The organism is Phorcysia thermohydrogeniphila, from assembly GCF_004339575.1.
Lineage (GTDB): Bacteria > Aquificota > Aquificia > Desulfurobacteriales > Desulfurobacteriaceae > Phorcysia > Phorcysia thermohydrogeniphila.
This window is the reverse complement of record NZ_SMFV01000003.1, coordinates 102,395-122,163: the sequence shown is the minus strand read 5'-3', so window position 1 is coordinate 122,163 and position 19,769 is coordinate 102,395. Positions and strand designations below refer to the sequence as shown.

The 19,769-nt window shown below is 45.7% G+C and carries 20 protein-coding genes and 1 riboswitch; of the genes, 14 read left to right on the top strand and 6 right to left on the bottom strand.

From position 1 onward, the window contains the following. Positions 1–45 precede the first annotated feature (45 nt). Both CLV27_RS04935 and CLV27_RS04930 read left to right on the top strand, forming a co-directional pair. Positions 46–555, top strand: a complete 510-nt coding sequence (locus tag CLV27_RS04935) for an RNA chaperone Hfq (RefSeq protein WP_132526415.1) — start codon at positions 46–48, stop codon at positions 553–555. Positions 556–562: 7 nt separating this feature from the next. Further along, positions 563–1,057, top strand: coding sequence for an RNA chaperone Hfq (locus CLV27_RS04930; RefSeq protein ID WP_132526413.1), 495 nt, complete (start codon positions 563–565; stop codon positions 1,055–1,057). On the opposite strand, the gene CLV27_RS04925 is transcribed toward CLV27_RS04930, so the two are convergent. Continuing rightward, positions 1,045–1,731 carry a helix-turn-helix domain-containing protein gene (locus tag CLV27_RS04925; RefSeq protein WP_132526411.1) on the bottom strand — a complete coding sequence of 229 codons (687 nt, stop codon included), beginning with the start codon at positions 1,729–1,731 and terminating at the stop codon, positions 1,045–1,047. The genes CLV27_RS04930 and CLV27_RS04925 overlap by 13 nt on opposite strands. 135 nt (positions 1,732–1,866) lie before the next feature. On the opposite strand from CLV27_RS04925, the gene CLV27_RS04920 reads away from it, so the two are divergent. Genes CLV27_RS04920 through CLV27_RS04895 form a run of 6 tightly spaced genes read left to right on the top strand, consistent with a single transcriptional unit; the run spans position 1,867 to position 8,106 of the window. Next, positions 1,867–2,388 (top strand): hypothetical protein, encoded by a 522-nt coding sequence (locus CLV27_RS04920; protein ID WP_132526409.1) that lies wholly within the window; start codon positions 1,867–1,869, stop codon positions 2,386–2,388. An 8-nt stretch (positions 2,389–2,396) separates the two neighbouring features. Further along, positions 2,397–4,346, top strand: a complete 1,950-nt coding sequence (locus CLV27_RS04915; RefSeq protein WP_132526407.1) for a chemotaxis protein CheA — start codon at positions 2,397–2,399, stop codon at positions 4,344–4,346. Continuing rightward, entirely contained in the window at positions 4,343–4,846 is a 504-nt protein-coding gene (locus tag CLV27_RS04910; protein WP_132526405.1) for a chemotaxis protein CheW, read from the top strand. The genes CLV27_RS04915 and CLV27_RS04910 overlap by 4 nt, the downstream gene beginning before the upstream one ends. Positions 4,847–4,848: 2 nt before the next feature. After that, positions 4,849–6,720 (top strand): methyl-accepting chemotaxis protein, encoded by a 1,872-nt coding sequence (locus tag CLV27_RS04905; protein WP_132526403.1) that lies wholly within the window; start codon positions 4,849–4,851, stop codon positions 6,718–6,720. A 3-nt stretch (positions 6,721–6,723) separates the two neighbouring features. Beyond that, the gene (locus CLV27_RS04900) at positions 6,724–7,701 is read left to right on the top strand and encodes a chemotaxis protein (RefSeq protein WP_132526401.1); all 978 of its coding nucleotides are present in this window, start codon (positions 6,724–6,726) and stop codon (positions 7,699–7,701) included. Positions 7,702–7,704: 3 nt separating this feature from the next. Next, entirely contained in the window at positions 7,705–8,106 is a 402-nt protein-coding gene (locus tag CLV27_RS04895) for a response regulator (protein ID WP_132526399.1), read from the top strand. Here CLV27_RS04895 and CLV27_RS04890 read toward each other — a convergent pair. Together CLV27_RS04890 and CLV27_RS04885 are read right to left on the bottom strand one after the other, a co-directional pair. After that, positions 8,096–8,695, bottom strand: a complete 600-nt coding sequence (locus CLV27_RS04890) for a GGDEF domain-containing protein (RefSeq protein WP_132526397.1) — start codon at positions 8,693–8,695, stop codon at positions 8,096–8,098. The genes CLV27_RS04895 and CLV27_RS04890 overlap by 11 nt on opposite strands. Continuing rightward, positions 8,692–9,843 carry an FIST C-terminal domain-containing protein gene (locus CLV27_RS04885; RefSeq protein ID WP_132526395.1) on the bottom strand — a complete coding sequence of 384 codons (1,152 nt, stop codon included), beginning with the start codon at positions 9,841–9,843 and terminating at the stop codon, positions 8,692–8,694. Before CLV27_RS04885 ends, CLV27_RS04890 begins: the two co-directional genes overlap by 4 nt. A 202-nt stretch (positions 9,844–10,045) precedes the next feature. Between CLV27_RS04885 and CLV27_RS04880 the strand changes: the two genes are divergently transcribed. From CLV27_RS04880 to CLV27_RS04870, 3 genes are read left to right on the top strand one after another with little or no spacing between them, the layout of a single operon-like run. Beyond that, positions 10,046–12,157 carry an ATP-dependent helicase gene (locus tag CLV27_RS04880; protein ID WP_243644880.1) on the top strand — a complete coding sequence of 704 codons (2,112 nt, stop codon included), beginning with the start codon at positions 10,046–10,048 and terminating at the stop codon, positions 12,155–12,157. A 22-nt stretch (positions 12,158–12,179) separates the two neighbouring features. Next, positions 12,180–13,328 carry a pyridoxal-phosphate-dependent aminotransferase family protein gene (locus CLV27_RS04875; protein ID WP_132526393.1) on the top strand — a complete coding sequence of 383 codons (1,149 nt, stop codon included), beginning with the start codon at positions 12,180–12,182 and terminating at the stop codon, positions 13,326–13,328. After that, positions 13,322–13,906 (top strand): flavin reductase family protein, encoded by a 585-nt coding sequence (locus CLV27_RS04870; protein WP_132526391.1) that lies wholly within the window; start codon positions 13,322–13,324, stop codon positions 13,904–13,906. The genes CLV27_RS04875 and CLV27_RS04870 overlap by 7 nt, the downstream gene beginning before the upstream one ends. Here the strand turns inward: CLV27_RS04870 and pyrF are convergent. From pyrF to CLV27_RS04855, 3 genes are read right to left on the bottom strand one after another with little or no spacing between them, the layout of a single operon-like run. Beyond that, positions 13,895–14,602, bottom strand: a complete 708-nt coding sequence (pyrF, locus tag CLV27_RS04865) for an orotidine-5'-phosphate decarboxylase (protein WP_132526389.1) — start codon at positions 14,600–14,602, stop codon at positions 13,895–13,897. The genes CLV27_RS04870 and pyrF overlap by 12 nt on opposite strands. A 1-nt stretch (position 14,603) precedes the next feature. Continuing rightward, positions 14,604–15,887 (bottom strand): homoserine dehydrogenase, encoded by a 1,284-nt coding sequence (locus CLV27_RS04860; protein ID WP_132526387.1) that lies wholly within the window; start codon positions 15,885–15,887, stop codon positions 14,604–14,606. A gap of 15 nt (positions 15,888–15,902) precedes the next feature. Next, a complete protein-coding gene (locus tag CLV27_RS04855) occupies positions 15,903–17,120 on the bottom strand; it encodes an aminotransferase class I/II-fold pyridoxal phosphate-dependent enzyme (RefSeq protein WP_132526385.1) in 1,218 nt (405 codons plus the stop codon). 59 nt (positions 17,121–17,179) lie between these two features. After that, positions 17,180–17,366, top strand: a riboswitch (cobalamin riboswitch). A gap of 32 nt (positions 17,367–17,398) precedes the next feature. On the opposite strand from CLV27_RS04855, the gene CLV27_RS04850 reads away from it, so the two are divergent. From CLV27_RS04850 to CLV27_RS04840, 3 genes are read left to right on the top strand one after another with little or no spacing between them, the layout of a single operon-like run. Continuing rightward, positions 17,399–18,163, top strand: a complete 765-nt coding sequence (locus tag CLV27_RS04850) for an ABC transporter substrate-binding protein (RefSeq protein ID WP_132526383.1) — start codon at positions 17,399–17,401, stop codon at positions 18,161–18,163. After that, positions 18,145–19,062: a FecCD family ABC transporter permease gene (locus tag CLV27_RS04845; RefSeq protein ID WP_165863686.1), complete on the top strand. Its 918-nt coding sequence runs from the start codon at positions 18,145–18,147 to the stop codon at positions 19,060–19,062. Before CLV27_RS04850 ends, CLV27_RS04845 begins: the two co-directional genes overlap by 19 nt. Then, the gene (locus tag CLV27_RS04840; protein ID WP_165863685.1) at positions 19,049–19,768 is read left to right on the top strand and encodes an ABC transporter ATP-binding protein; all 720 of its coding nucleotides are present in this window, start codon (positions 19,049–19,051) and stop codon (positions 19,766–19,768) included. The genes CLV27_RS04845 and CLV27_RS04840 overlap by 14 nt, the downstream gene beginning before the upstream one ends. The last annotated feature ends 1 nt before the right edge of the window (position 19,769 follow it).

The following is a 19,769-nucleotide window of genomic DNA, read 5'->3' as shown; positions in this document are numbered from 1 at the left end:
TTGGATACAACCTTTTAAAGTTGCAAATATTATCCGGAGGACGAAATGGCATCTCAGTCTAAATCAGAAAAAGTAAAAATATGGATTAAGGAGTACCTTTCTGAGTTTGGGGAGTATTCAGGTACCCTTGAAGAGCTTGCTAACTTAGCAAACGCATCTCCCTACCTTATAAAGAAAGCCCTCTCAGACCTTGAGGAGGAAGGTTTCCTTAAGGCAGAGTCAAAGAGAGGTAAAGGACTTTTAATCGTTCTAGTGAGCAAAGAAGAAGCAAAAGAAGAAGCGGAAGAGGAGAAAAAAGATACTCAGGAGGTACCGGCCGTGGAAGAGACAAAGCCACAGCCGGATGAGAAGGAGGAGAAGAAAAAGAAGAAAGTTTCACTTCAGGACCAAGTTCTTAACTCTCTACTTGGTAAGGACATTATCGTTTTCCTCATAAGCGGAACAAGGCTTGAAGGTAAGCTCCTTGACTTTGACAACTTTACGCTTTCAATGACTGCTCCGAAAGGGAAATCCCTTGTCTACAAACACGCTATTGCCACAATAATCTTTGAGTAGGAGAGGGATGAAAAGGTATAAAACGCTTGAGGATGCACAGATAGAGCTCATAGAGCTCCTTGAGTCTGAAGGTGAGTTCAGGGGAACGATAGAAGAGCTGGCCGAAAGGCTTCAGGTTCGCCCTGAGAGTATAAAACCGCTCCTCCAGCTAATGCGTTCCTCTGGCGACATTGTCTTTGAAGAGATAGAAGACGAGCTTATTATCAGGCCGTCCTCTCTCATTCCAGCCATCCCACCGATTCTAACGGAAGAGCAGAAGAAGGACGTTGAGAAGAAGCTTGCGGAAGGTCACAAGCTTATTGCCTGCTCCTACATGGGGGGCGTGCAGAGCAGGGAGCTCCGCAGCGCTATGGGAAAGAGGGTGATAATCTACTTCCGGAGCGGTAGTCGGGTTGAAGGGAAGCTAAAAGGTTTTGACAGGTTCTGCATTAAGATAAGGAACTACATGGGTAACATCTTGGTTTACAAACACGCGATTTCAACAATCGTTTACAAGCCCTGAGTTAAGGTGTAGCCGTTTTTCCTGTTACTCCTTATGACTACCGATGGCTCAAGACATTTGAGCATTCTCCTGAGCTTTGATATGTAAACAGGCAAGCTATCTTCCTTTATTCCGAGCTCCAAAAACCTTTCGTATGGGATAACTTCTCCCGGGCTTTCAAAGAAAAGTTTTAGCATTAGTGCTTCTTTGAAGGAAAGGGAGTTCCTCCTTAGGAGCTTCTTTGCCTTGAACTTCTCAAGGTGAGAGCAGTTGGGAGAGAGCCTCAGCTGTAGAAATTCCTTTGACCTTACTTCAAGCTTGAGCTTGTTTGAAATTCTGACAATGAGTTTAATTCCTGTTTTTACAAAGAGTTCTCCGCTGTAGGTAACAAGTATGAGGGCACTCTCTCTATTGATGTAGGGATAGATGTTTTCCAGTAGTTTCTCTTTTCCTCTAAAGGGCAGGACCACAACAACTGGGAGGTTAAGTGACTCAACAGCGTGGTCTATCAGTGGAAGGTTTTTCTTTGAGGGAGATATTGCGAGTAGGTCTATAAAATCGGCCAGTTCACGAGTGGGTACTGTATCAACGGGTTCAACGTAGAATGAGAGTTCCTTTAGTGGAGAAAAACCTTCAAGCAGCGACTGTAGGTCCTCGTCGTCATTGGGAATTCCTATGGCACAGACTCTTTTCATGAGTTTTCCCCTCCTGAAGAGTTGTTCTTACTTTTTCCCTCCCTCATGTATCTAATTATAGCAATCCGTTTTTTCATTGCAGAAAACTGAAATTTTATAAAATAGAATTAGTTTTAGAGAATGTTGGGAGGAGAGATGGAAACAAACCTTATGAAGGAAATCAAGAAGCTCTTAGACCTCATAGAGTCGTTTAAATCTGAAATTTCCAAGATTTCCCAGCAAAAAGAAGGTTTCAAGACTGTAAGCCGCCACATAGACACAGCAATTTCAGAGAGCGAAGAGGCAACGAAGAAGATAATAGACCTGATAGGGAGCTCTATGGAGGCCGTTCAGGAAGCTTTGTCGCTCATCAGGGAACTTCCCGAGGGTGAAAAGAAAGAGAAGGCAGAGAAGCTCCTTTCCAGTACACTTGAGAGTCTAATGAACGCCTTGACGCTCCTTGAGTTTCAGGACATCATGGCTCAGAGGCTACTTAAAATCAAGGGATTTCTTTCCGATGTTGAAAAGAGCATACTAAGGATTGTTATCTTGGCCGGTATTGAGGAGAGCGAGAACGAGAGAAGGGAGGACCTTCAGAAGAAATTAGAAGAGCTGGAGTGGAAGAAAGAAATTTCTCAGGATGAAGTAGACCAAATAATGAAACAGTTCGGAATGTAGAGGCAGTCATGAAGGTAAACATCCCCGACGAGCTTAGAGAGATACTTGAAGAGTTCTTGGTAGAAGCTGAGGAGATACTTGAAAACCTTGACCAAGACCTCGTTGACCTTGAAAACAACCCGCAAGATAAGGAGCTCCTCAACAAGATTTTCCGTGGAATGCACACCCTAAAGGGGGGAGCCGGTTTCCTGAACCTTACACCAATCGTTGAGATAGCCCACAGGATAGAGGACGTTTTCAATAAACTCCGAAACGACGAGATGGAGCTCACTCCGGAGCTCATGGACGTTATCTTAGAGGGAATAGACCAGCTGAAGTCTGCCCTCCAGATGTTAAAGGAGAGGGAGGAGCTCCCGGATATAGAGGAGATTCAGACACTCCTATCAAAGCTTGACGCTGCTCTAAAAGGTGAAGAACCCTCGCAAGAAAGGGAAAAAAGAGAAGAAGAAATTCAGGAAGGTGAAATAGAGTTCGTAGAGGGAATTTCTGAAGAGCTTAAAAAGCTAATTCTGCGTTTCCCCGACAAGGACCTTGCAGGCATCCTTGAGGAAATCATCCTGATGCCTCCGGACGAGCGTCCTATGGAGGTTATACCGGAGATTGAGAAGTTAATTGAAGAGGGTAAGGACGTTAAGGACTTAATAAAACCAAAGGAGAAGAAGGAAGAACCTCAACTGCCTCCACCACCTCCTCCAGCTGAGAAGAAAGAAGAGTTCCCTCCACGGTCTACAAAGAAGCAGGAGAAGAAGCAGTCGGAGAAGAAATCCTCAGAGACCATAAGGATAGACGTTGAAAGGGTAGAGAACCTTATGAACCTCGTTGGTGAAATAGTCCTTGACCGAAACAGGATACTCAGGGTAACGGCCGACGTTGATAGGGAGTGCAGGAGTGAGGCCGTTGAGAAGCTAATAGAGGCGGTAACGAGTCTTGATAGAACTGTGAGCGACCTTCAGGTCGCCGTTATGAAGCTGAGGATGCAGCCGATAAAGAAGATATTCAGCAAGTTCCCAAGAGTGGTTAGGGACCTTGCAAGAAAGCTTGGCAAAAAGGTTCAGCTCATTATAGAGGGAGAAGATACAGAGCTTGACAGGTCTATCCTTGATAAGCTTGAAGACCCCCTCATCCACCTTGTCAGGAACGCCGTTGACCACGGAATAGAACCTCCGGAGGAGAGAGTTCAAAAAGGAAAACCTGAAACCGGAACCATTAGGCTCTTTGCATTCCACGAGGGTGACCACATCGTAGTTGGCATAGAGGACGACGGTAGGGGCATTGACCCTGAAAAAGTTAAGAAGAAAGCCCTTGAAAAAGGCCTTATAACGCCGGAGCAGGCAGCCCAGATGTCCGACAAGGAGGCCTACGAGCTTCTCTTCCTGCCGGGATTTTCTACGGCCGAGAAGGTGAGCGACGTCTCCGGAAGGGGCGTCGGTATGGACGTTGTTGCAAGCACGATTCACTCCTTGAGGGGCTCAATAGAGATAGACAGCGAGCTGGGTAAAGGGACTACTATCCTTCTCAAGCTTCCCTTAACTGTAGCAATCATAAGAACCCTCATGATAGGCATAAGGGGACAGGTTTACGCCGTGCCCCTCCACTCCGTCGTTGAGGTAGTAAGGTACGACGAGAGCCTCGTTAAGGAGGTCGGAAGCTTTAAGAGCTTTATGCTTAGGGACGAGGTTCTACCTCTCTTTTCTCTCAACGAGCTCCTTGAAGTTGAGGACGAGGACGAAAAGCACTTTATCGTAATCGTAAAGGTTGGGGAAAGGTTAATAGCCGTTTCAATAGAGGCCCTCTACGGTGAGGAGGAGATAGTCATTAAGTCCCTTGGGGAGCTCCTTTCAGACATTCCCGGTATAGCCGGGGCAACGATTGCAGGAGATGGAAGGGTAGTTCTAATCTTGGACCTAAACTCCCTCCTTTCAGACTACAAGGTCAAGCTAATTGGAGTGAGGAGATGAACCAGCCAGAGAAGAAAGAGATAAACGTTATCGGCGTTGAAGAGCTCATAGGCGAGGTTCACGAGAAAGAAATTCAGGTAATAGCCTTTAAGCTAAAGGAAGAGCTTGTAAGCGTTCCAATAGAACAGGTAGTTGAGATTACGAACAACAGAGATATAACCCCCGTTCCCAAAGCCCCAAGCTTTGTAATTGGCGTAATGAACTTAAGGGGAAAAATCGTTCCTGTCATAAACCTTAAAGAGCACCTTGGGATAGTGGACGAGATTCCTGAGGATATCTACTCAAGGAACAAGATTGTCATTGTTGAAACTCCAAAGGGAGAGGTGGGAGTAGTCGTTGATGAGATTGTTGGTTCTATAAAGTTCCTAGAGGGAGACATCCTGCCAGAGCCCATAGGCACGATAGGAATAGACGTTAAGTACATATCCGGCGTTGTTCAGCTTGATAGGGAGCTTCTGATAATTCTGAACATAGAGTCAATCTTCAATCGGGAGGATTAGTGATGTTTTGCTCTTGGGAGAGAAGGGAGATAGAGAGGCTCCGTAAGGAGCTTGAGTCTTTGAAGGAAGAAAACGAAAAGCTAAAAAGGGAGTGTGACTCTTTAAGGAAAGAAAAAGAGTCGCTTAACGGAGAGCTCTCAAAGTTTTCTCAGAAGAACCTTGAACTCTCAAAAAAGCTTGAATCCCTAAGGAAGGAAAAAGAGCTCCTTGAAAATGACATACACATGTACAAGCAGATACTTGATTCCCTAATGGAGGAGGCAATCTTCTTAGCGACGCCCGACTTTAAACCGGGAAGGGACGGTAACAAGATAGTCTACGCCAACAGGAGAGCTCTGGAGATAGCCCACAAGTGGAGGGAGGTTTTCGTTTCTGAGTTTGGTATTGACCCGGACAAGCTCGTGGGAGCGAGTATTCACCTCTTCCACAAGGATCCAGAAAGGGTTAAGGAGCTCCTCAAAGCTCTACGTCCGGGAGAACACAAGAAGAACGCCGACATACAGGTTGGCCCTTACGTAATGGCCTCCTACAGGCACGCCATAACCAACAAGGACGGTTCTATTAGGTACTACTTAGCCACTTGGAAGGACGCAACGGCAGAGAAGGAGATAGAAAAACAGCTTGAAAACGCCCAAAGAATGTTCCTTCAGAACCTTAAAGCTACAAAGCAGTCCTTAGTAAACAACTTAGAGACCATAGTGGCAATCTCTGTTGCTATTAAGGAACTTCAAGAAGTTCTTAAGCTATCTGAGAGCCAGATAGTTTCTACTGAGGACATTGAAAAGGCCGTTAACAAGCTGGTTGAAGTTTCAGAGAAGCTCCTTGAGAACTACCAGTTTGTCCTAAAAGAGCTTGAGACGGCCGAGACCAAGACGATAGAGTCAATCCAGCAGATGCAGTACATTAGGGACATAACGAGGGAGATGGAGGAAGTCGTTAAGTCCCTTCAAGTTCAGACGGAGCAGATAGACAGGGTAGTTGAAGTTATAACCTCAATTACGGAACAGACGAACCTCCTTGCCCTCAACGCGGCTATTGAAGCGGCAAGGGCTGGAGAGGCCGGAAGGGGCTTTGCCGTAGTTGCCGATGAGGTAAGGAAGCTGGCAGAGAGGACCAACAAGTCGGCAATTGAGATAAGGGAAGTTGTTAAGAACATGCGTGAGCAGATGGGCAAAACGGCAGAGATAACGAGCAGGAGCGTTCAGGCGGTTGAAGAGGGTATGAACATATTCAAGGAAAACCAGAACACCTACACCTCCCTTAAGGAATCCTCAAAAGAAGTTCTTTCCGTAATCAACAACCTCTCAGAGGTTGTTAACATCCAGAAGGAGAAGATAGACGAAATCGTCAAGAACATCCACAGATCCAACAACCTTATAACCTCTGTAAGGGAACAGTCCGACAAGGTTATCAAGATAGCCGAGAAGACCGACGCGAGCCTCCACAAGATATGGGAGACATTCTACTTGGTTGATATAGGTGACGCTGCTGTCATCCTTGATAGGCTTGCTAAGCTTGGAGAGTTTAGCAGGAAGGTTAACGAGGTTATTAAGAGCAAGTTTGTAGACGGCATTAACCCCGATATCTCAATTATCTCAGAGGTTGATACGCTTATAAGGCTACTGAGCCCGCAGGATAAGGACTTAGCAGAGATTATCGGGAAATACCCCGGAATAGAGAAGTACTTCTCCGACGTTGAAGAGAGACTATTTGACGTTAAACTGTTACTCAAGGAGCTCTTCCTTGCCCTCAATGCCGACGACGTTGAAGAGATGGCTGACAAAGAGTCTGAGATTGCAGAGATAACAAGCCAGATTAGCAGTAACCTCATATTAGCGATTTCTGAGATTCTTAAAAACCAGCAAAGGAAATAAGCTATGGCAAGGAAAAAGGAACTTCTCCCCAAAATACTTGAGACAGGAGCTAACGAGCTTGAGATTATAGACTTTAGGATGTTTGAAGTCCTTGAAGATGGTGGCACCTACGAGTGGATACTTGGCGTAAACGTAGCTAAGGTTAAGGAGGTGATTTTTAAGCCTAAGGATATAGTGAAAGCTCCCGGACTTCCAAAGGAAGCGGAAGGACTTGCGAAGATAAGGGGACAGATGGTTCCCATAATCAACCTTGCCCGTTGGATGAGGATAAAGGAGCCTCCGGGGGCTGGCAAGTACGTTATCGTTATGGAGTTTCTTAGGGAAATTGTTGGAGTTGTTGTTCACGAGGCAAAGAGAATAAGAAGAATACGTTGGGCAGATATAAGGAGACCTCCGAGGAGCATAGACGAAAAACTTGGAGGTAAAGTAATAGGCGTTGTAGAGATTGAAGATAACAAGCTACTGCTCCTTTTAGACTTTGAGGGAATTCTTGACGAGCTTGGAATGATAAAGATATTCGGCGTAGAAACGCCGGAGGACGTTATAGAGGGTATTGAGAGGAAGGGACACTTTAACATCCTCATACTTGACGACAGCCCGGTAGCTAGGAAGATTATACGAAGAATACTGGAAGCTGATGGACATACAGTCTTTGAAGCTCAGAACGGCATAGAGGCACTACAACTTCTCCACAAGTGGCTTGAAGATGCTAAGAAGTCCGGTAAAGATATAACGGAGTACGTCCAGCTGATAATCTCAGATATAGAAATGCCGGGAATGGACGGGCTGACCTTTACGCGGAAAGTTAAGGAGGACCCGGAGCTCTCCAAAATTCCAGTAATAATAAACACTTCCTTAAGCGATAGAGCTAACGTTGATAAAAGTAAGTTTGTTGGAGCAGATGCTCACCTTGTAAAATTTGATGCGCCAGACTTAGTTAAACTTGTTCACGAGTACGCTAAGCTACCAGAAAGGAGGTAAAGGATGGCGATGCCTAACAGTGACATCAATATCCTCATCGTTGATGATATGGCAGCGATGAGGAAAATACTTAAGACGCTTCTTGCCCAGCTCGGTTACAAGAACGTTGACGAGGCCGAGGACGGTAAGCAAGCTCTTGAGATACTCAGGAGGAATCCTGATAAATATCAGCTTGTCATTACAGATTGGAATATGCCCAACATGACTGGAATAGAGCTCGTTCAGGAAATAAGGAAAGATGAAAAACTAAAGCACTTGCCGATTTTGATGGTTACTGCTGAAGCTAAGAAGGAAAACGTCCTAATGGCCATTAAGGCTGGTGTCAACAACTATATTGTTAAGCCGTTTACGGCAGAAACTCTCAAGGACAAGATAGAGAAGATATTTGCTGCCCTTAACAAATAGTCGGGGGGGTCTTCCCCTTCTTTCCATTTTTCATCTCGTACATTCTGCTGTCTGCCAGCTGTATCAGCTGGTAGGCATCAGTTCCTTCATCTGGGGCAACAGCAACTCCATAGCTAACAGAGAGGGAATAGGGGGAAAATTCTTCTTCTATTAGTTTCCTCACCCTAGAAAGGAGAGTGTTTATCTCGCAAGAACCGTTTTCATCGCTGATAACAATGACAAATTCATCCCCTCCGAAGCGGGAGACGATATCGTACTTGCGGAAGTTCTCCTTCAGGAGCTCCGCCACTGCTTTTAAAATTTCATCCCCCTTTCTGTGTCCGAATGTATCGTTAACGACCTTGAAGTTGTCTAAGTCAAGAAAGACTACGTATATTTTGCCCTTTCCCTTTCTCTTGAGCCTCTGGAGCTCCCTTTCCAGAAAATCAAAAAGGGCGTAACGGTTGTAGAGGCCTGTTAGAAGGTCATAAGTGGCTCTCTCTTGGAGTTCCTTCATTAATTGCTCTTTTAGGGAAAAAATCTCATCATACTTCCTCGTAAGTTCGTCCAAGTAGTTAATAAATATTCTCAGTTTAATGTTGTCTCTCATTTTTCCTCCCTGATAGCTACTACAACAGAGGTCTGGTTGTGTAACTTCAGTTTCTTTCCGTCAATTCCTAAAGCTATTTCACCGTGGGTGAAAAAACCAAAAATGGGGGCGTTTAGTATTTTGCCGTAGATTTCAACTTCCTCGTGGGCTCGGTCTTCTAAGGTGTACTGTCGTGCAGTGCAGGAAAAGTTAATAACCAGTTCCGCAAAGCCTATTTTTTCTTTGACGGACTTAGCCACAATTTCCGTGTCTCTTAGTATCTCGTCGGGGATTACGATAGCTAACTTGACTTTTTGTCCTTTTTCTACTGGAGCCCAAACCTCTACGTACCTATCGGTAAAGTTTTTGAAGGTCCTTAGTGCTAATAGTTCCCCCTCCTCGTTCATAATAACGAGGGGAGTGTACCAGAGGTATTCCTTTTTCCTTTTTTCAATTCCCCTTAAAAGGGCTTGAGGGAGGAAACCTGCGGGTTTGTTATCAAGCTCGTATATGAAAAAGCCTTTACCTGAGGTTATTGTGTATATGGGACCTCTCTTAAAGATTCCCGTGGATAAGCCCATCTCAAACTTTACGTTTTCAAAGCTAACAACTGAAAAGCTATTTTTTAGTACTTCTCCTTCAGCAAATATGTAGCCGGGAAGTCTTTCGTTATCTATAACAGTAGAGACGATACCTCCGCATATATTGGATGTTTTTACGCCTTCTCTATCAAGGTAGGTACCAACCTTTCTGAAGAACAGCGGGAACAGCCCATGTATGTAGTCTGCAATAACGATATTGAGGCTGTTTGATTGACTTGCAAAGAGTTCTGTTACTTCCTTTAAAAGTTCTTGGTTTGCTAAGCGCTTGTCTATGCTTGGAAAGTGGTACTGTTTAACTCTTCCTTTCCCTTCAAACCAGAAGAAACAGGCAACAATTCCGCCTGCTATTATTTTGGTATTCTCAAAGGCATCTACTGCACTGAAACCTACGTATTTTCCCCTTTCAAGGCCTAAGATTTTCTCTATGCAGTAAGGAACGTCCTGAGCTGGGTAAAGAGGAGAAACCGATATAAAGGCAAAGTCGGGTTTTCTTTCTAATCTTCTTGCTATCTCTTCAAAGGCTAACTGGAGCACAGGATTTGTTGAAGAGAGAATCTTAACTTTCACACCCTTGCCCTCCCTGATTGTAGTTTGGTCCTCTATTACCCTCCAAGTTATTATGAAAGTATATCAGCGGGTTCCTCCTTGTTGAAAGATTTATCCGATGCGAACCTTATAGCTGGTTTTTACTTCTTTACTAATGAGCTAAATTATAGCCTTCAAAAGGCTGTATCAATAGAAGGAAGGTATAAAAAATCTAAAAGGAGTGATGGCATTGGAAGGACTCCTTGAAACTTTGAATACGGAGCAGAAAGAAGCGGTTCTTTATTTTGACTCTCCCCTTTTAATCTTAGCTGGTGCTGGTTCTGGAAAAACGAGAGTTATTACGTACAAGATTGCCTACATGGTCAAGGAGCTTAAGGTCAGACCGGAGAGAATCCTTGCCGTTACCTTCACTAACAAGGCGGCAAGGGAGATGAAGGAGAGGGTTGAGAAATTAGTTGGACAGGAGGCTCCTGTCTTTGTTGCAACCTTTCACTCTTTCTGCGTAAGGCTTTTAAGGGCTCACAGCAAAAGAGTAGGTTACAGTCCCAACTTTTTGATACTGGATACAGACGACAAGAGGAGGCTTTTAAGGGAAGTCATTAGGGACCTTAACCTTGACCCTGAAAGGTACAGCCCTTCTGCTATAGCCTCCGTCATAAGCAACATAAAGAACGGGCTCTACTCTGAAGAGTCTATGTCTGTTTACTACGACAGGATTAAGGATGTCCTTGAGGCCTACAACAGGAGGTTAAGGGAGAATAACGCCCTTGATTTTGATGACCTCCTAATCTACGGAAGGGAGCTCCTTAAAGACCCAGAGCTCCAAAAGCGCTACTCCAACTATTTTGCCTACGTTCTCGTTGACGAGTATCAGGACACAAACAACCTCCAGTACGAGATAGTTAGAGCTCTATCAAAGGAAAAGGGTAACATCTGTGTCGTTGGGGACGAGGACCAGTGTATATACACGTGGAGGGGAGCAAACATAGAGAACATCCTCTCCTTTGAGAGGGACTTCCCCAACGCAAAAATCATAAAGCTTGAGAGGAACTATCGCTGTACGAAAACAATCCTTGAAGCTGCCAACGCAGTCATAAAGAACAACAGGCTCAGGAAGGGAAAAGTACTCTTTACAGATAACCCCAAAGGCGAGCTGATAAGGGTCTTCACGGCAGAGACAGACACGGAAGAGGCAAAGTTCGTTGCCTCAACTATCAAGCAACTCATAAAGAAGGGAAAAAAGCCTTCAGATATTGCTGTTTTTTACAGGACAAACTCCCAGTCGCGGGTTCTTGAGGACGCCTTAAGGAGGGAAGGTATCTCCTACCAGATTGTCGGTGGCGTGAAGTTCTACGAGAGGAAAGAGATAAAGGACGTAATTGCCTACTTGAGGGTTGCCCTCTTTGAGACTGACACGATTTCCCTCTTTAGAATCTTAAACACTCCAAGGAGGGGCCTTGGAACGGCCGTTGAGAGGGAGTTAAGGGCTATTCTCCAGAGTGAGAAGAGTAACATCAAAGCTTTAGAGCTCTTAAAAGAAAGGGTTTCCGAAAAACAGAGAAGGGCAGTTTCAGACCTCCTTTCAACGGTAGAGAACATTAAAGAAAAGGTTCACACCTTGCCCCCTTACGACCTCATTAAGTTTATAGTTGTAGCTACCGGCTATGAAGAGTTTTTGAGGAAAGAGCACCCCGAAGATTGGGAATCCAGAATGGAGAACGTGAGAGAGCTCGGTAATACCCTGCAGGAGTTTGCAGAAAGGGAAAAGCTGACGGGCGAGGGGCTCTACCTTGAGTTCCTAAACACAATAACCCTCTCTTCAGACCAAGATGAGCTAAAAGAGGGTGAGAAAGTTACCCTTATGACCGTTCACGCCTCTAAGGGCCTTGAGTTCCCGATAGTCTTTATAACGGGACTTGAGGAGGGACTTTTCCCTCATGTGAAGAGTTTAGACACTACCGAGGAGGTAGAGGAAGAGAGGAGACTCTTCTACGTAGCGATAACGAGGGCGATGGAGCTCCTAATTCTTTCCCGAGCTAAGAAAAGAAGGGTCTTTGGAAGTCTGAAAGATGTAAAGGAGTCCCGTTTCCTTTCAGAAATTCCCTCACACCTTGTAAAAGAGGTAAAGAGGAAAGGAACTGTCAAAAAGGAGTCTCCCGTTGCAGTTACCTTGCCCAAAAAGGAAAGGAAACCAAAGATTGTGTTCCACCAGAAGTTTGGTAAAGGTGTAGTAAGGAGGGTTGAGGGACAGGGTGAGAACGCAAAAGTAACCGCCTTCTTTGCAAACTACGGTGAAAAAACGATAGTGATGAAGTTTCTTAAAATACTCGCTTAAAAACTAATTGTTGGAGGATAAGTTGAGGACCATAAAGAAGAGACTTTTAACTCCCGGGCCGACAATGGTGCCCGAAAGGGTTCTTGAAGCTCTCTCAAGGCCTGTTCTCTATCACCGCTCTCCAGAGTTCAAGGAGATTTTCCTTGACACGAGGGAGAGGCTAAAGAAGCTCTTTAGAACGGATGGAGAGGTTCTCATCCTTACCTCCTCTGGCACCGGTGCAATGGAGGCTGCTGTTGTAAACCTCTTTAAGCCCGGCGACAGCGCCGTTGTAGTTGTTGGAGGGAAGTTTGGTGAGAGGTGGAAGGAGCTCTGTGAAGTTTACGGGGTAAGGCCAGTTGTTATTGAAGTTGAGTGGGGAAGGAGCGTAAACCCTGAGGATATAGAAAAGGCTATAAAAGAAAATCCAGAGGTTAAGGGAGTTTTAGTCCAAATATGTGAAACATCAACGGGAACAATTCACGATGTAAAGGGAATAGGAGAGGTTTTAAAGAACTACCCTGACGTTCTCCTTATTGCTGACGGAATTACTGCTTACGGCGTTTACGACATTCCAACCGACGAGTGGGGTATAGACGTTGCAATAACGGGCTCTCAGAAAGCCCTGATGACTCCTCCCGGACTTGCCGTTATATCTCTAAATGAGAGAGCTCTCAAAAGGCTTGAAGAAGTAGAAACGAGGAGCTACTACTTTGACCTTAAGAAAGAATTAAAGAACCAGAAGAAGGGACAGACGGCCTACACTACGGGAACGAGCTTAGTCGTTGCCCTAAACGAAGCCCTCAAGATGATAGAGGAAGAAGGACTTGCTAATGTTGCTAAGAGGCACGAGCTCCTTGCAAAGGCCACAAGGGCAGGAGTGGAGGCCATAGGACTGAAACTCTTCTCTGAAAGGCCTGCCAACGGCGTAACTGCAATTTACGCTCCAGAGGGTATTAACGGTCAGGATGTAGTAAAAATTGCAAGAGAAGAGTTTGGCGTTACAATCGCTGGAGGTCAGGCGCACCTTAAAGGAAAAATCTTCCGCCTTTCCCACATGGGTTACGTTGACATCTTTGACGTTTTAACGGCTCTGGAAGTAACGGAGTTTGCCCTTTACAAGCTCGGATACAGGAAGTTTTCACTTGGAGACTCCCTAAGGGCTGCTATGGAGGTAATTGAAAAATGTTAAAGACTGCCGTTGTCGGTAAAGCTGAACAGAAACTTATCAGCAAGCTCATTTTCAATACAGTTGTCCCAAGGCCTATTGCTTGGATTACGACTCTTTCTAAGGAGGGGGTAATCAACCTTGCCCCCTTTTCTTTCTACAATGCAGTTACAACAAAACCACCGATAGTTGTCGTCTCAATCGGTAAGAGGAAGGACGGAAAGTTAAAAGACACAGCAAGGAACATAAGGGAAACCGGAGAGTTTGTAATTAACGTTGTCTCTAAAGACTTCCTTGAAAAGATGCACATTAGCGGTAAAGATTTTCCTCCAGAAGTTAGCGAGGCAGAGGAGCTCGGTATTGAACTTGAGCCCTCTGCTTTAGTTAAGCCTCCAAGAGTAAAAGGTATTCCGGCAGCTTTAGAGTGTAAGTTAAAGGAAATCGTTGAAATTGGTGACACGCCTATGGATTTAGTAATTGGTGAGGTTGTGGCGATTAATTACAGGGAGGAGCTCCTTGAAACCCAAAAAGGCATAGTCGGCCGCCTTGGCGGAAAGCGCTACTTTGTGGTTGATGAGGAGATAGATCTATCAGACCTCTAAGCTGTTTATTTCATCAAGGATTCTCTTGGTGGCCTCGGCGGGGGAGGGAGCTCTCGTTATTGGCCTTCCTATGACCATGTAGTCCGTTCCAAGTTTTACGGCGTCCCTTGGGGTTACTACCCTCTTTTGGTCGTTCTTGGCAGCCCAAGAGGGTCTTATTCCCGGAGTAACTGTAATGAAGTCCTCTCCTAAATTTTCCTTTATTTTCCTTACTTCTTTTGCGGAACAAACTACTCCGTCAAGGCCTGCTTTTTTGGCTAGTTCTGCAAGCCTTAAAACTTCTGCGTCAACGTCAGATTCAATTCCGACAAGCCTTAAATCCTCGTTGCTTAAACTTGTGAGAACCGTTACGGCTATAAGGAGGGGAGGTTTTACTCCGATTTTTTCGGCGTACTCCCTGTTAAACTCGGCGACAGACTTCATGAACTCGTATCCACCGAGGGCGTGGATGTTGTACATCCAGACTCCTGCCTCAATGGCTACTTTGGCAGCAGACTTAACGGTGTTTGGTATATCGTGATACTTAAGGTCAAGGAAGACCTTACAGCTTCTATCTGAAATCTCCTTAACTATACTCGTTCCACAGCGGGAAAAGAGCTCCAGCCCTACCTTAAAGTAGGGGGTGTACTCCTTTACAGTGTCAACAAGATTTAACGCTTTTTCTGCAGAATCAAAGTCCAAAGCTACGATAATCATCCTACAGCTCCTCTATCATGCAGACAAATGTAGGACTTAGGATAACGTCAAAGCTGTCTATCCTATTTATAGCTTCCTGAACTTTACGCTTGGGGGCTGGGTGGGTAGTCATAACCACCGGAACGCCACCATTAACGTTAATGCTCTTCTGAAGTGCCATCTTTATGCTTATTCCGTAGTCACCGAGAACTTTGGAGATTTTTGCGAGAACTCCCGGCCTATCAACAGCTGTAAACCTTAAGTAGAAGGAAGAAATAAAGTCGTCCGGTGCTTTTATTTCAAGCTTTTCGTCGTCAGAAAAGAGCTCCTCAGGAACGTCGTAGGTGTTACCCATAGCTATATCAACTATGTCTGCCACAACGGCGCTTGCCGTTGGCCTTTCACCTGCTCCCATACCGTAGTAGAGGGTCTCTCCGACAAAATCCCCCTCTATGAGGCAGGCGTTAAAGACGCCGTTAACGCTTGAGAGGATATGTTCCTCTGGAATCATCGTTGGATGAACCCTAACTTCAAGCTTTCCGTCAACGACCTTGGAAATGGCAAGGAGCTTTACCCTGTAGCCGAACTCTGCAGCCAGCTCTATGTCAAGGGGGGTAATTTCCCTGATTCCCCTGACAAAGACGTTTTCAGTTCTTACCCACCTGCCAAAAGAAAGGGTTGAGAGTATCGCTATCTTGTGGGCAGCGTCAAAGCCCTCAACGTCAAGGGTAGGGTCGGCCTCGGCGTAGCCGAGCTCCTGAGCTTTTTTAAGGGCAGTTTCAAAGTCAACGCCCTTTTCTGTCATCTCGGTAAGTATGTAGTTGGCCGTTCCGTTTATTATCCCGTATATCCTCTTTATCCTGTTTCCTGAAAGCCCTTCCCTTAGGGCTTTTATTACCGGAATTCCTCCCCCAACACTTGCCTCAAACTTTAAAGAGACGCCTCTTTCCCTCGCTTTTTTGAAGAGCTCCTCACCACTTTCTGCAAGGAGCGCTTTGTTTGCTGTTACAACGTGTCTTCCCTTTTCTATTGCCTTCAGGATAATTTCCTTGGCGATTGTAGTTCCACCTATTAGCTCAACAACTACGTCGCACTCTTTTGAAAGTGCTTTAAATCCATCGTCAAAGATTTTCTCTTCGGGTATCCCAAGCCTCTTAACTTTTTCAATCTCTTTATCTGCAACAAAGGCTATTTCTACCTTTTTGCCGATTCGCCTCTCTATCACCTTAGCATTTTCAAGGAGGAGCTTTACAACTCCCCCTCCGACAGTTCCACAGCCAACTATTCCAACTTTAAAGCTCTCCAAGCTCCCCTCCAAAAATTAAACCTTAATATTCCTTAGGCCGTACTTCTCAAAGGCTCTCTTTATTCCCCTGACGGCCTGCTTTATCCTGAGCTCGTTCTCAACGAGTGCAAACCTTACGTACTTATCCCCGTACTCTCCAAAGCCTATACCGGGAGAGACGGCAACTTTACCGTCAAGGAGGAGCATCTTTGCAAACTCAAGAGAGCCCATTGATTGAAACTGCTCCGGGATTTTTGCCCAGACAAACATTGTAGATTTGGGCTTCTCAACTTTCCAACCGATTCTGTTTAGTCCCTCAACGAGGACGTCCCTTCGGCGCTCGTAGATTTTCCTGTACTCCTCAACACAGGACTGGTCGCCCTTTAGAGCTATAATTGCAGCGATTTGTATCGGCTGGAACATACCGTAGTCAAGGTAACTCTTCATCCTGTAGAGGGCGTGGATGATTTCTTTATTTCCGGCTGCAAAGCCTACCCTCCAGCCGGCCATTGAGTATGTTTTTGAGAGAGAGTAGAACTCAACGGCAACTTCTTTTGCGTCCTTAACCTGAAGTATGCTCGGTGGAACGTAACCGTCAAAGGAAATCTCGGCGTAGGCAATGTCCTGAATAACTATCAGGTTGTTCTCCTTTGCAAAGTCAACGACCTTTTCAAAGAATTTAAGGCTTACGCAGGCAGTTGTCGGGTTGTGGGGAAAGTTGAGGATGAGAACCTTAGGCCTTGGCCAGCTCTCCTTGTAGGCCTTGACGATTGATTCAAAGAAGGCTTCCTCGTCAAAGACGTCGTCTGTAAAGAGGGGAACGCTCCTTACGTCTCCACCGGCTATGATGATTGAGTAAGGGTGAATGGGGTAAGCAGGACTTGGAACGATTGCAACGTCCCCGGGATTTATGAGGGTTAACGCTAAGTGGGCAAGACCTTCTTTAGAGCCTATGGTAGTTATGACCTCTGTTTCGGGGTCAAGGTCTACGTTGTACTTCCTCTTATACCAGAGGGCTAAAGCCTCCCTTAGCCTGTAGAGTCCTTTTGTCTGTGAATACCTGTGGTTCTTAGGGTTCTGGGCAGCCTCACAGAGCTTATCAACGATGTGCTGGGGCGTAGGAAGGTCTGGGTTACCCATTCCGAGATCAACGATGTCCTCGCCTGCCCTTCTCAGCTTGGTCTTTAGGTCGTTTACGACGGCGAACACGTAGGGTGGAAGTCTGTCTATCCTTGCAAACTGGAACTTGGGCATCCTCTTCTCCGCGATTGAAGCTGGAGTAGTCTGAAATTATAACTAAGTTGTCTATTTGCTAAAATAGCGCCCGCGCAGGTGAACGGGAAGTCCGGTGAAAGTCCGGCGCTGTCCCCGCAACCGTGAGCAGGGAACAAAAAGGGCTTTGGCCACTGGAAGGGTCGGGTGAGGAGCTCCCCTTCTGGGAAGGTTAAAGTCCGTTAAAACCCTGCGAGCCGGGAGACCGGCCTGCGCGAACTCTCTTTCTGCCCTGCGGGGGTTCAGGGCAGGGAGGAAAGATGAGGAGTATTGTCCTTTTTTTGTTTTTTCTCTTAAGCAGTGTAGCCTACGGTTTTGACAGGGTAGTTTCTCTCTCTCCAGCCCTCACGGAAGTAGTCTTTTTCGTCGGGGCTTCTGAGAAGTTAAAGGGAGCAACGGTATTCTGTTCCGTTCCTAAGAGGGTTGAACGGGTTGGTGGAATTGTGAACCCTTCCCTTGAGAAGATTATCTCCCTACATCCAGATGCAGTTATTGCCACAACGCTTACACCGAGAGCTCTCCTTGAAAAGCTCTCTTCTTACGGCATAAAGGTTTACGTTTTTAGGCTCGTCGCCTTAAGCGATATAGAAAAGGCCATAGAGGAAGTTGGGAATTTAGTAGGGAAAGACGGCAAGGAGAAAAAGGAAGAGTTCTTAAAGCTCTTAAGGGAGAAAACCGAGAGGCTTAAAAGCTGTATAGGTGGTCAGAAAGTAACCTTTTTAATCTCCTTTAGGCCTTTGTACGTAGCCGGAAAGAGGAGTTACTTGGGAGAGATACTTGAGAGAGCAGGAGCTAAGGTTATTCCTGACGTTTCCTTTGGAGCTCTCTCCTTAGAGTTTTTCTTAACCGAGAAGCCTTCACTTGTAATCCTTGCCCTAAAAGATCCGGAAGACGCTAAGAGCTTTTTCAGCCGTTTCGGGATAAAGAGTTTAGAGGTTGACCCGAACGTGTTTCTCCATCCAAGCCCAAAAGTATTGGAAGGATTAGAAGTTCTGGAGAGAAAGCTTTGCGAAAAGCGGGGATAGTTGGCTTAGTGGGAGCTCTCCTTTTAAGCTCGGCTTTACTACTTTTTTGGAACTTACCGGAAGGTGGTAGGGAGATACTTCTTGATATTCGTCTGCCGGAGCTCCTTTTAGCCCTTTCATTCGGAGGACTCCTAGGGGTGGGAGGGTGTATCTATCAGGGAGTCCTCCGAAATCCTCTGGCAGACCCTTACATACTTGGAGTTTCTGCCGGAGGAGCTTTTGGGGCGACTCTCGGCACGGTACTGAACGGCAACTTGGAGATTTTTGCACTTATGGGAGGAATGGCCACTATCCTACTTTTGCTTCTTGTTTCCCTTGCCTTTCACGATAGCCTCAGGGTCTTACTTTTTGGAGTTGGTGTAAACGCCTTCCTTTCTGCCTGTGTTTTCTTTGCCTACGCCGTTATTCCGACGCTCTCTTTGCAGGAGGCGATTTACTTTACCCTCGGATTTATTCCTCCTGTAAGCATTAAGGAGGCCTTCTTACTCTTACTCCTATCGCTTGCCCTTCTTTTACTGCTTTTACCTTTCTCAAGGGAAGTTGACGCCCTTTCCTTAGGTGAGGAGCTCTCCTACTTTTCCGGCGTTCAGTTCAGGAAGGAAGGTGTTTTCCTCTTAGCCCTGACTTCTGCCGTTGTTTCTGTCTTTGTCGCCAAGACGGGAATAGTCGGCTTTGTCGGGATAGTAGTTCCCCACGCTGTAAGGTTCTTAGGGTTTAGGGTGCACAGGGAGCTCTTACCGGTTTCCTTTTTGGCAGGAGGAGCTCTCCTCATTTTCTCACAGGCGATTGCCAGAAACGTAATCTACCCAACGGTTCTACCCGTTGGAGTAGTTGCTTCCCTTATTGGCGTTCCGGCCTTCCTCTATATCCTGTGGAGGTTCTCTCTTGTTAGAAGTTAAAAACCTTAGCTTCAAGGATATCCTCAGGGGAATCACCTTCTCTGTGGAGTCCGCTACTGTCGTTGGCCTTGCAGGGAAGAACGGTGCAGGAAAGACGACGCTCCTTAAGTGCTTAGGAGGGTATTACCATTATAGTGGCCGTATTAACTGGAATGGAAGAGAGATAGGAAACCTTCCATTAAAGCAGAGGATTAAGCTCGTAAATTACCTTCCACAGAGTATAGAGGTTCTCTTTCCATTCACGGTTGAGGAGCTCCTTACAGCCTCTATCCCCTTTAGGGTAGAAAGAGAGGCTTTAGAGGGAGCTCTGCAAAGGGTAGGTATTCTCCATTTAAGGAGTAGAGCATTTAGGCTTTTAAGTGGTGGTGAAAAGGTAAAGGTCTTTATAGCAAGGCTTTTGCTTATAGACCCTGAAATTTACCTCTTTGATGAGCCTGCTGCATTCCTTGATGTAGAGGTTCTACCCCTCCTTGCCGAGATAATACTGGAGCTTAAAGAGAGAGGAAAAATAGTTCTTGTAACTGCCCACGACGTTAACTTTCTCCTTGACGTTTGTGATGTCTTTTTGGGGCTTAAAGGGGGGGAGCTCCTCTTTTACGGTGATAGAGAAACCTTCCTTAAGAACCTTGAGAACCTTTATGACACAAAACTTAGAGTCGTTCATGTCTCAGGAGAAACTTTCATAAAACCACTTTTGAGGAGGTGAG

Bases quoted from the DNA above. Each gene is read 5' to 3' on its own strand.
- CLV27_RS04935 (WP_132526415.1), top strand. From the start codon at position 46: ATGGCATCTCAGTCTAAATCAGAAAAAGTAAAAATATGGATTAAGGAG.
- CLV27_RS04930 (WP_132526413.1), top strand. From the start codon at position 563: ATGAAAAGGTATAAAACGCTTGAGGATGCACAGATAGAGCTCATAGAG.
- CLV27_RS04925 (WP_132526411.1), bottom strand. From the start codon at position 1,731: ATGAAAAGAGTCTGTGCCATAGGAATTCCCAATGACGACGAGGACCTA.
- CLV27_RS04920 (WP_132526409.1), top strand. From the start codon at position 1,867: ATGGAAACAAACCTTATGAAGGAAATCAAGAAGCTCTTAGACCTCATA.
- CLV27_RS04915 (WP_132526407.1), top strand. From the start codon at position 2,397: ATGAAGGTAAACATCCCCGACGAGCTTAGAGAGATACTTGAAGAGTTC.
- CLV27_RS04910 (WP_132526405.1), top strand. From the start codon at position 4,343: ATGAACCAGCCAGAGAAGAAAGAGATAAACGTTATCGGCGTTGAAGAG.
- CLV27_RS04905 (WP_132526403.1), top strand. From the start codon at position 4,849: ATGTTTTGCTCTTGGGAGAGAAGGGAGATAGAGAGGCTCCGTAAGGAG.
- CLV27_RS04900 (WP_132526401.1), top strand. From the start codon at position 6,724: ATGGCAAGGAAAAAGGAACTTCTCCCCAAAATACTTGAGACAGGAGCT.
- CLV27_RS04895 (WP_132526399.1), top strand. From the start codon at position 7,705: ATGGCGATGCCTAACAGTGACATCAATATCCTCATCGTTGATGATATG.
- CLV27_RS04890 (WP_132526397.1), bottom strand. From the start codon at position 8,695: ATGAGAGACAACATTAAACTGAGAATATTTATTAACTACTTGGACGAA.
- CLV27_RS04880 (WP_243644880.1), top strand. From the start codon at position 10,046: ATGGCATTGGAAGGACTCCTTGAAACTTTGAATACGGAGCAGAAAGAA.
- CLV27_RS04870 (WP_132526391.1), top strand. From the start codon at position 13,322: ATGTTAAAGACTGCCGTTGTCGGTAAAGCTGAACAGAAACTTATCAGC.
- pyrF (WP_132526389.1), bottom strand. From the start codon at position 14,602: ATGATTATCGTAGCTTTGGACTTTGATTCTGCAGAAAAAGCGTTAAAT.
- CLV27_RS04855 (WP_132526385.1), bottom strand. From the start codon at position 17,120: ATGCCCAAGTTCCAGTTTGCAAGGATAGACAGACTTCCACCCTACGTG.
- CLV27_RS04850 (WP_132526383.1), top strand. From the start codon at position 17,399: ATGAGGAGTATTGTCCTTTTTTTGTTTTTTCTCTTAAGCAGTGTAGCC.